General features: G+C 34.5%; 6 protein-coding genes. All 6 read left to right on the top strand.

What is annotated here, in order from left to right:
- Positions 1-106: 106 nt before the first annotated feature.
- The 6 genes from IKK64_00985 (at position 107) to IKK64_01010 (ending at position 11604) form a co-directional block, all read left to right on the top strand.
- On the top strand, positions 107-4894 hold the full coding sequence (locus IKK64_00985) for a DUF4981 domain-containing protein (GenBank protein ID MBR4118635.1): 4788 nt from the start codon (positions 107-109) through the stop codon (positions 4892-4894).
- A 312-nt stretch (positions 4895-5206) separates the two neighbouring features.
- Positions 5207-5884, top strand: coding sequence for a hypothetical protein (locus tag IKK64_00990; protein MBR4118636.1), 678 nt, complete (start codon positions 5207-5209; stop codon positions 5882-5884).
- Positions 5885-5889: 5 nt separating this feature from the next.
- Complete coding sequence (locus IKK64_00995; GenBank protein MBR4118637.1) at positions 5890-6435, top strand: cob(I)yrinic acid a,c-diamide adenosyltransferase; 546 nt, start codon at positions 5890-5892, stop codon at positions 6433-6435.
- 118 nt (positions 6436-6553) lie between these two features.
- On the top strand, positions 6554-6775 hold the full coding sequence (locus tag IKK64_01000; protein MBR4118638.1) for a DUF2795 domain-containing protein: 222 nt from the start codon (positions 6554-6556) through the stop codon (positions 6773-6775).
- 244 nt (positions 6776-7019) lie between these two features.
- On the top strand, positions 7020-8186 hold the full coding sequence (locus IKK64_01005) for an exonuclease SbcCD subunit D (GenBank protein ID MBR4118639.1): 1167 nt from the start codon (positions 7020-7022) through the stop codon (positions 8184-8186).
- Positions 8187-8199: 13 nt separating this feature from the next.
- Complete coding sequence (locus tag IKK64_01010; protein ID MBR4118640.1) at positions 8200-11604, top strand: AAA family ATPase; 3405 nt, start codon at positions 8200-8202, stop codon at positions 11602-11604.
- Positions 11605-11661 lie beyond the last annotated feature (57 nt).

The raw sequence follows: 11661 nt of genomic DNA on the forward strand, positions 1-11661 counted from the left end.
CAAGAAATATTACATATATTTGCAAATAATATAAAATTCATATTAACGTATAATTATATTAGGTGATAACAAATTTTGTATAATACAAACAACTAAAATATAAATTATGAAAAAAATCTATTCTTTAATTTTGAGTCTATTCCTAATTTGGAGTTATACTCAAGAGGTTAGATCAGAACTAATTGAAAATTCTGTATGGTACACTATTCAGAGTAGTTCTGGCTATTATGTAAGCAATGGGGCATCATCAACCAATGGGACAAGAATGTCTTTAACACTTGATAATGCAAATGCAGGAATAAATTGGACACTTACTAAAGTAGGGGAGTATTATGTAATAAATTCTGCTGCGGTTGCCCAGTCAATGGATTGTGGAGGATCAACCCCTACAACAATGAGTCAATGGGATAAAAGCACAACAAACCAAAATCAATGGTTTATTTTAGAACCAGTATCAGGGAAAACAGATACATATCTAATAATACCATATAATGCACAAGGGAGAGCATACTATGCAAATGGATCAAGCACATTAGAACCAACTGTAAAAAACACAACAGATGCAACACAACACTTTAAATTTACCTATGTAAAAGAAGTGGTGCCTGATTATTGGGAAAATGAGACCATATTTGAAGAGAACAAAGAAAATGGTCACGCAACATATATCCCCTATCCATCAAAGGCGCAAATGGAGGCAGATCAATATTACCAAACACCATGGACAACCCCAGAGTCAGACTACTATATGTCGTTGAATGGAACATGGAAATTCAATTTAGTAGAAGAGCCATCACTACGACCAATGGATTTTTATAAAAACGATTACGATGTATCAACATGGGATGATCTACCAGTTCCTTCAAATTGGGAGATGCACGGATACGATAAACCAATATATGCAAACGTAGAATATCCACATGCCAACACTCCGCCCACAATTCAACGCAGATCAGGGTATAGCGGATATGGAGTAAATCCAGTAGGCTCATATCGTAGAACATTCACTTTGCCGGAGAATTGGGAAGACAAACAAGTTTTCATAATGTTTGGAGGAATATATAGCGCAGCTTATGTATGGGTAAACGGTCAATATGTAGGATACACACAAGGAGCAAACAATGATCATGAGTTTGATTTAACCAAGTATCTAAAATCAGGAGAGAATACTCTATCAGTCCAAGTTTTCCGTTGGAGTGACGGAAGTTATTTAGAGTGTCAAGATATGTTCCGTATGAGTGGAATATTTCGAGATGTATATCTATTTGCCACACCAAAAACATTTGTACGCGACCACTACATCACATCAAATCTATCATCAAGTAGCAACTATACATCAGGAACATTTAATCTTGAGGCATGGATAAACAACCGTGCAGAAACAGCACAAACTGTCAAAGCACAAGTAGAGTTGAAAAACCCAGCAGGAGAAACAATATATACATCAGCAGAGCAAACAGTCAGCAATTTGGCAAGTGGCGCAGAGCAAAAACTAACATTCACAACATCACTCTCAAACCTTTTGCCATGGACAGCAGAAACACCTAATCTATACACTGCTATTGTAACATTAAAAGATAATTTAGGGCAAGTAACAGAAGTATTTTCAACAAAATACGGATTCCGTCATATTGATATAGCAAACAGAAAAGTTAGAATCAACGGCGAGGAGGTACTATTCAAAGGAGCAAATCGTCATGACACACATCCCCGATACGGACGAGCAGTAACAACAGAGAGTATGTTGCAAGATGTAGTTATGTTTAAACAAAACAATCTGAACATAATCAGAACCTCTCACTATCCAAATGCAGCAAAAATGTATGCAATGTTCGACTACTATGGTCTATATACAATGGATGAAGCCGATTTAGAGTGTCATGCTAATACCAGCATAAGTAACTATACATCATGGGCACCAGCCTTTGCCGATCGTACACGCCGTATGGCACAACGCGATCGAAATCACCCCTCAGTAATATTCTGGTCATTAGGTAATGAGAGTGGTGATGGTGTAAACTTTACTGATGCCTACAATGCAATCCGCGAGATTGATGACAGAATAATACACTATGAGGGACAAGGAAGTTGGAATCATACCGATTTGACATCAAATATGTATCCAACATTATCAGCCCTATCAGGAAATGATGCCAGCAGTGACAGCCGTCCACATTTTGTATGTGAGTATGCACATGCAATGGGAAATGCAATAGGAAACCTTAAAGAGTATTGGGATCTAATAGAAAACAGTAACAGAATAATAGGAGGATGTATATGGGATTGGGTAGATCAATCAATTTACAATCCCGAAGACCTTGTAGCAGGAGTAGAGAATCCTCGCCTATATACAGGATATGACTTTCCTGGACCACATCAAGGTAACTTCTGTTCAAACGGAATATTAACATCATCACGAGAAGAGAGTCCTAAATTGGCAGAAGTAAAAAAAGTATATCAATATATAAAGATAAACTCATTTGATACCACTACAAAGAAAGTAAGTATCACAAACAAATATGACTTTATCAATCTGAACCAATATGATTTGGTATGGGAAATAATGCAAGATGGAAAAGTTGTAGAAACAGGAAAAACAAACATCTCATTAGGGCCAAATCAAACAACAAGTATAGTAATCCCATATACAACCTCAACCGTAGCATCATCAGAATATCTTTTAAATGTAAAATTTGCATTAAAAGAAGCAACCCGATGGTCTGATGCAGGACGAGTAATGGCACAAGAGCAATTCTCAATAACACCTCAAATGGCATTGCCAGAGATAAATACAAGTGATGAGACCTCAACATTATCAGTAAAAGAAGAGAATGGCGAAATAATCATTACAGGCGATAAAATATCAGCAACATTTGATGCCTCAACCACAATAATAAAATCTCTTAATTTGTTAGGAAGAGAAGTAATATATAACAATAAAGGATTTGAGTTCAGTTTCTTCCGTTATATAGAGAACGATAAATATACCACCACATCGGTATATTATATGAATCCATCAATAACATACAATCAATCGGTTGATGGAAAAACCATAACAGTAACAGCAGTCAGAACAGTAACAAATCGTTGTCAATATACAATTATGTACACATTCTATGCAAACGGAATAATGGATATGGATGTAACATTAGCAGCCCAAACTTCAGATTTAAGACGTTTAGGACTAACATGTTCATTAGTACCCGGATTAGAAAATGTAGAGTATTATGCACGAGGACCATTGGAGAACTATTGCGACAGAAAAACAGGATCATTCTTAGGAATATATAAAAACACTGTAACAGGATTTGAAGAGAAATATGTAAAACCGCAATCAATGGGTAACCGTGAAGATTTACGTTGGGTAACATTCTCTGATGAAAGTGGAAATGGAGTAAAAATAACAACAGAAGGACAAGTAAACTTTACAGCCTTACATAATACAGATCAAGAGTATGTACCACTAAATCACTGGTGGGAGATAGATAATGTACGTCGCGATGAGATAATACTCTCATTAGACTATATGCAACGAGGAGTAGGAAACGGAAGTTGTGGAAATGTGCAAACAATTAGTGAATACTGCATACCTTATGCAACACAAAACTTTAAATTACGATTCGAAAATTACGGAGGCAAACCTGACACAGGAGGATATTGCTACCCTGAAGTAGAACAATCAGAAGAATCATATATTACAAAATTTGAAGTAAGTGGTGCAAAATCAGGAAACATAAATTATGTAGCAACATCAGCACCTCAAAACACATATCGAAACTACTCAACAATAGTGAAACATACCTATAACAAATGGTTAAGGTTAGCAGTTGAGGGAACAGAAGCAATGGCAAATAACTACATAGCAGTATTTATGGATAAAAACAAAGATATGGAGTTTACTGCCGATGAAATGTTGCTATATAGCAAAGATGCAAGTTCGTACGAAGCATATATATATACCACAGAATATGAATTAGATACCTACCGCATAAGAGTCATAACAGACAAATATGAGCAAGGCATATCGCCAATAGATCATATCTGTACAGGAATAGTAAACGGAGAAGTTCATGACTTTAAGTTAAAATTAGAAGACGAAGTATTTATTGATAACACTCCAACGTATTGTACACCATCGGGATCGATGCACTCTGAGGGACAAGCATATGTAAAAGCTATAACTACAAGTGGAGCATATAAGAATATATCATATTCACGCACAACAACCCCCAATGGCGTATATCAAGTATTGTCTGACACAATAGTAGTAAAACCGGGTCAAACATTTACTATAAATTTCGTTGCAAATGATTTAGGAAGTAGAGGCTCTGTAAAACAAGATTTAAGATATAATGTAGCATCACTATATACCGATTTTAATGCAACAGGCTCATTAATGCAAGCACAGCAATTTGGATATTTAAACACAGGTTCAGGCTTTGGAGGAAACATTGTAGCAAATTACGATTATGTAATGAATATATCAACCCAAATAACCGTTCCGGATGATGCCCCCTCTGCAACAACAATAATAAGAATGGGATACTCAAACGCATGGGGATCATACCCTGTGGCATGTGGTTCGGTAAATGAAGGAATGATATACGATATACCTGTAAGAGTAGAAGGTGAAGAAACCGGAGTAGAGGAAGAGTTTGAAGCTTCACAAATATCAGTATATCCAAATCCAGCAACCAACTATGTAGTATGTAGCGGAGTACCATCAGGAAGCTTAGTAAGCATAATATCAATGAGTGGAGTAGAGATGATAAGAACTCAAATATACGGAACATCAGAAACCGTTAATGTAGCCAACTTGGCAAACGGATTATATATAGTTCGTATATACTCAGAAGAGGGAATTATCTATACAGGAAAATTGGTAAAACGCTAAAATAATAAACCCCTAATAAACAAGAGCGAGGAGAGTGATACCACTCTCCTCGCTCTGTTATAATTAAAAAAAGAAAGTTTATATAAAAATAACATTCGCTTAAAACAAAACAGAAACAAGATTGTTATATAGGTATAAAAGTTATCCTCTTTCTTGTTTTTGATATATTTCAAGTTTGAAAGGTTAGTTCGAGAGAACTGACCTTTTTTTATAAATTGCGAGAAAAAAAATTTATTAAAACAAGCAAAAAACAAAACCATTAGTTAACTTTGTATTAATAACGTAAATAAAGATTTACATCTAATCTTTTTTATGCAAAAAACAAGCAAAGAGAAAAGGAGTATATTCAGAAGAATAAAGCGACAATATAGTAAAGGCGTTCGCAACATAATACACCGTAAAGGACATGGTGTACACTCACCCTATGTATTTAACTTTATAACACGTGTAATAGAGGAGAAAGCAAGATACTACGCTTACGATAAAATAGAGGAGCAATATAAACAATTAAAAATACAATCAAAAAAAGGAGTCGTACCCAAGCCACAAACATTAAAATATTACAAACTCTTATATCGAATACTAAACCGAGTAAAACCACAAAACGTATTAGAGTGTGGAAGAGATTGCGGATTAGTGGATACCATATTTCTCTTGGCTAATCCCGATGTACAAATAACAAGAGTTGAAGAGAGTGATTACAATACAGAAATCCCTGTCTATTACACAACAAATCCATTACCCGATTTAATATACATACATAAACAAACCGAAGAGGGATACAAGCAAATATACAATCACCTATCTTCAAAAATAAAGGATACATCAGTAATAATAGTGTCGGGGATAAGATCAACAAAACACTCATACACTAATTTTGTAGAGTTTGCATCAAGCAAAACAATAAAGGTAACAATAGATATATACGACTATGCAATATTGGTAGCATCTCCAAAACTAAATAAACAAACATTTAAAATAGGATTTTAAAGAGTATGAAGATATATACAAAAGGAGGCGACACAGGCACAACCTCATTAGTAGGAGGAACACGAGTGTGTAAGCACTGCACAAAAATAGAAGCCTACGGAACAATAGATGAATTAAATTGTTTTATAGGAGATTTATTAACAGTAATGCAAAGCACCACTGATAAAGAGATATTAAACAAGATACAAAACTGGTTGTTTAATATAGGCTCAATATTAGCAAGTGAGGAGGAGTATATAAACAAAATGCCACAAATAGGAGAGGAGCATATTGCAGTTATTGAAAAACGTATTGATGAGATAGATGCACAACTCCCCAAACATAATAAATTTATACTACCACAAGGAGTACCCTCAGCAACAAAAGCTAATATATGTCGCACCGTTGCGCGTAGAGCAGAAAGATGTATATGTGCTTTAAAATCAGAAGATAACGTATCTGATATTGTACTTAAATTTATAAATCGTTTATCCGATTATTTCTTTGTTCTTTCTCGCTATTGTAATATAATTGAAAATAAAGAAGAAATATTTTGGGATAATCATTGTTAAATAGAAAATATTTTATATTTTCGTGGTCGATTTGCAAAAATGAGTGTTAAATTATTTTAAAATCAAAACTCTAATAGCAAGTAATATAAACGTTAAATTATTAAAAGTTAGATAGAATATGTATTGGACATTAGAATTGGCTTCAAAATTAGAGGATGCACCATGGCCAGCATCAAAAGATGAACTAATCGATTATGCTTACCGTTCAGGAGCACCATTAGAGGTAATTGAGAATCTTCAAGAGATAGAGGATGAAGGCGAGGTATATGAATGTATCGAAGACATTTGGCCCGACTATCCTACAAAAGAAGATTTCTTCTTCAACGAAGAGGAGTATTAATCAATCTATGAAAAATATAATTGACAAAATAGAGAAAAGGCACCCAATGGTGCCTTTTCTCTATTTATATATATTATAAACTTTCATCTCACATGAATCATTTCATAAAAGGAGGGGAATATAACAATAGAAATCCCAAATAAATGTTTATAACTTTTAATTAATAATAGTTGTTACCATTAAAAAGAAATCAGTAATTTTATACATTCTAATTATTACTGCAATCAAAAAAATAAAGTCTATAATGAAATTATTGCATACAAGCGATTGGCATTTAGGGCACACACTCTACAACTACGATAGGGTAGAGGAACAACAGAGTATGATGAGTCAGATGATAAGTATAGTATCTGAGCAAAAGCCCGATCTGTTTTTACTATGTGGAGATGTATATCACACCTCACAACCATCATCGGCAGTACAAACTATGTTTACCGATTTTTTAGTACAACTGCACGATGCCAATCCCCAGATGCATATAATAGTAACAGCAGGAAACCATGACAGTGCCACCAAACACGAAATTTTCCGTACCCCATGGCGTTCAATGAAGGTACATACAGTAGGAACACTCAATAAAGAGAACATATCTGATCATATTATAAAAATAGGAGATAAAGGATATGTATTGGCAGTACCCTATGCCAACACACGCAACATACCCAATGGATTTTTCCAAAACCTGTTAGATGAAGTAAATTCACAAAACAGAGAGTCTCTTCCTGTTGTACTAACAGCACACACAACAGTAAAAGGTTGCGATTATATGGGACACAGTAATGCAACTGATTTATCAGTAGGAGGTATCGATACCCTAGACATAGAAGAACTTGGCTCTGGTTATGATTTCTTGGCACTTGGTCACATACACCATCAACAATATGTACATACAGGTAAGCACAATGTAAGGTACTCAGGCTCGCCACTTGCAGTAAGTTTCGATGAAGCGTACCCACATACAGTAACAATGGTAGATATTGAAAAACATGGAGCAGTACCAGTAACAACCCAAATAGAGATAACCAATCCACGTCCTTTAGTAACACTCCCCACCGAAGGAGTAGCTACATGGGATGAAGCAAAAACATTACTAAGCAAGTACCCTGCTGATATACCAGCCTACATTCGGCTAAATGTAGAGATAGAGAACTTCTTATCACCTAACGCAAATGCCGAAGCAGTTGCACTAACAAAAGAGAAACAGTGTAGATTTTGTTATATAAATGCAAAACTTAAAAATTCGGGAGGAGTAGAAACAAAGGTAATGACCATTCAAGAACTCCAGTCCGAAGCACCTATCGACATTGCACGTCAATATGCTAAAGACAAAGGCATTGTCTTTGATGAAACAATGCAAACACTATTTCAGGAGGCATTAGGAAGATTAAATGAAGAGATGCGCAATGAGTAAATGAATTAGAGTTATGAAGATACAAAAACTAACAATCCACAATATAGCATCGGTCGAAGATGCAGTTATCGATTTTGAGTCGCAACCATTAGCCGATAGTGATATATTTCTAATAACAGGAAAAACAGGTTCAGGAAAATCAACAATCCTCGATGCAATATGTCTTGCTTTATATGCCGATACCCCTCGATTAACAAATTGTAAAATGGGCGGAAAGGTAGAGGATGCAGGAAAGAGCGATTCCTTAACACTTAAAGATCCCCGACAACTATTAAGAAGAAATGAGGCAGAGGCGTATGTAACTTTGACTTTTATTGGAAAGAATGAGATTAGTTATGAGGCAACATGGAGTGTGCGTAGAGCAAATAACAAAGTATCAGGTAAACTACAATCCAAAAGTTGGATATTAAAAAATATCACAAGAGGTATTACATTAACAAAAGATGCAGAAATTCAAGATGAAATAAAGTCTGCAATAGGATTGGATTTTAATCAATTTTGTAGAACAACCCTACTTGCACAAGGTGAATTTACACGATTCTTAAACAGTAATAATAATGAAAAAGCCGAAATATTAGAGAAGATAACAGGAGTAGATATATATTCTCAAATAGGAAAGCAAATATATATTATAACCTCAGAGAAGAGAGAAGCCTATAATACAATAAATAAACAAGTAGATAATATTCACATACTCACCGAAGATGAAATAACAGCAAAAAAAGATTTGTTAAACACTCTTGAAGAAGAGTATAAAATTATAAAAAAGTTAACCGAAAATGAATCACTAAAACTTGAGTGGCTTAAAACAGATATAAATCTAAAAGAGGAAGAGAGGAGTAGTTGCGAATCACTTCAAGAAGCAAAACAATTGCTTGAAGAACCTCATTTTAAACAAAAAGAGAAGCTTGTTCAAGAGTGGCAAGAGACAATTGATGCACGAGATAGTCTTGAGAAAATATCCAAAGCTAAAACCATACAACAGACACAAGAGGAGATACTTAGAACATTAGCAGAAGAGTTTCAAAGATTATTAGGTGGTTATAAGTATGAATTAACCCAACTCACAGCAATTAAATCTTCTATTGAAAAAATAGATACCTATTTTGAAAATGAGCAAGAAAATAAAACTATATACGAAAATGCACAAACAATCAAAACTCTTTTGCTCAATATTGCGGATGATTATGCGATAATAGAGGCAAAAAGTAAAATTATTGGGAATAATCGAAAATCACTAACAGATAATCTGTTACCTCTTCATCAAGAGGCAATACGTAAAGTTGAGGAGGTCAAGAAAGAGTATGCACTGAAAGCCGAAGAGTTAAACACAGCAAAAAAAGAACTTGAAGATATAAATCTTCCACAACTTCGTGTAGCGTATGCACAAGTAAGCGATTTGCTAAATAAAATAGCAATAGCAAAAGAGAGAATTGAGAACTTAGAGCAAGAGAAAAAACGTATTGAGAATTTAAAAAAAAGACTTGCAACTCAAGAATTATCAATAATAGAAAAGAAGAAACAGTCTGCTGATATGGATACCCCACTTCGAGAAGCAGATTTAATAATGAAAGAGCGAAAAGCAACATTAGACAAGCAGAAAGATACCGTTGATAAGTTTGCAAAAACATTACGTTCAAAACTTACCATAGGAGATGTATGCCCCTTATGTCAACAAAAGATAGTGTCGGAGATACCACATGAGGATACCCTGTCAGCATTGGTTGATGGTTTCATAATTGCGTATGAAGAGGCTGAAAATAATTACAACCAATTGCGAGAAGTAAAATTAAAAATTGATGCAGAGATTAAATCTGCAATTGAATCATATAACAGAGATAAGCAACTATTAGAAGCCGACAAGTCTGTTGAAGAGGCAACACAAAAAGTAATAAACGGCTGTAAAGATTGTGGAGTAGAAACACTAAATGATACAACCCTCTCAATACTAAATAATTTACAAGAAACAAACAATACAAAAAAAATAGATTTAGAAATAAAAATATCTATTGGAGAGACTAAAGAAAAAGAGGTTCAAAAAATCCAAACAACCCTAAATACTATGCGCGATAATGTAGATAAACTTAACAATAAAGTTTTAGAGGCAGAACATCGCATAGCCCAAGAAAATACAACAATAGAGAAAGAGGAGGGAATAGTAAAAATAAAAAGAGGCGAGGTAGAAGAAGACAAGACAAAAGTTCAAGAGTATCTGCCTTTAATTAAATGGGGTATAGATTGGAGTTTGCAACCACAAGAGTTTGTTGTAAAATTAAATTCAGAGTATAACAAATATAACACAACCCTAAATGAGCGAGAAGAACTTCAATCACAAAGTCATAAATTAGAAACTATATGTGGTAATGTAAAAACTATACTTGCAAAAATCCAAGAGTTAAATCCTCTATTACAAACATATAATCCAATAGATGTAGTAAAAATAGAAGATTTAGAAAATGATACAAGAGCATTAGCAACAAATATAACAACAGCACTTGGCAATTTAAAAATAGCAGAAGGTATGATAAAAGAGAGTTCTGAAGAACTTGAAAAATATCTATCTTCACATCCATCTATAACAAAAGAGAGAGTAATAGAACTAAATACATATACTTCCGATAATATAAATGCAGAGACTGAGAGTATAAAAAAGGTTCGAGAAAACTTTGTAGCAATTGAGGCTCAATATAAGATGTTAAAACAGCAAATAGAGACACATCTTAAGAAATGTCCCCAGTTATCAGACGAGGAAACCATAGAACTAATAGTTCAACGAATGGCAGAACAAGAGAGTAATTCTGTTAAGATAGTTGAAACTAAAGTGTCAATTGAGCAAGAGTTAAAAAATAATGAGGAGCAAAATCAAGAACTCAAAAAACTTCTTGATGAAAAAGAGGCTAAGCGTATAGAATATGAAAATTGGAGTAAAATAGACAATCTTTTAGGTGATGCAATAGGAAACAAATTCCGTCAAATAGCCCAGAGTTACATCTTATCCAATTTAGTACACTCAGCAAACAATTATATGAGATCTTTAACAGATCGTTATCTTTTAAAAGTAGAACCTGGAACCTTTGTAATAATGCTTCAAGATGCCTATCAAGGTTATCTTTCTCGAGCAGCAAGTACAATCTCAGGCGGAGAAAGTTTTCTTGTATCCCTTTCGTTGGCATTAGCCCTTAGTGATATAGGCACAACCCTGTCTGTAGATACACTCTTTATCGATGAGGGATTTGGAACACTAAGTGGAGATGCTCTACAAAATGTTATTGATACCCTCCGTACCCTTCATATAAAGGCAGGACGTCATGTAGGAATAATATCTCACGTAGAGGCACTTCGAGAGTGTGTGCCCGTACAAATACAAGTAATACAAGAGGGAACAAACTCAAGCAGCACAATAAAAGTTGTATCTTAAATTGAATAGTTGTCATAATAAAGATGCTGGAGTAAAGGTGTACTTCTCCAGCATCTT

It is taken from the genome of Bacteroidales bacterium (assembly GCA_017521245.1).
Lineage (GTDB): Bacteria > Bacteroidota > Bacteroidia > Bacteroidales > G3-4614 > Caccoplasma_A.

Bases quoted from the DNA above. Each gene is read 5' to 3' on its own strand.
- IKK64_00985 (MBR4118635.1), top strand. From the start codon at position 107: ATGAAAAAAATCTATTCTTTAATTTTGAGTCTATTCCTAATTTGGAGT.
- IKK64_00990 (MBR4118636.1), top strand. From the start codon at position 5,207: ATGCAAAAAACAAGCAAAGAGAAAAGGAGTATATTCAGAAGAATAAAG.
- IKK64_00995 (MBR4118637.1), top strand. From the start codon at position 5,890: ATGAAGATATATACAAAAGGAGGCGACACAGGCACAACCTCATTAGTA.
- IKK64_01000 (MBR4118638.1), top strand. From the start codon at position 6,554: ATGTATTGGACATTAGAATTGGCTTCAAAATTAGAGGATGCACCATGG.
- IKK64_01005 (MBR4118639.1), top strand. From the start codon at position 7,020: ATGAAATTATTGCATACAAGCGATTGGCATTTAGGGCACACACTCTAC.
- IKK64_01010 (MBR4118640.1), top strand. From the start codon at position 8,200: ATGAAGATACAAAAACTAACAATCCACAATATAGCATCGGTCGAAGAT.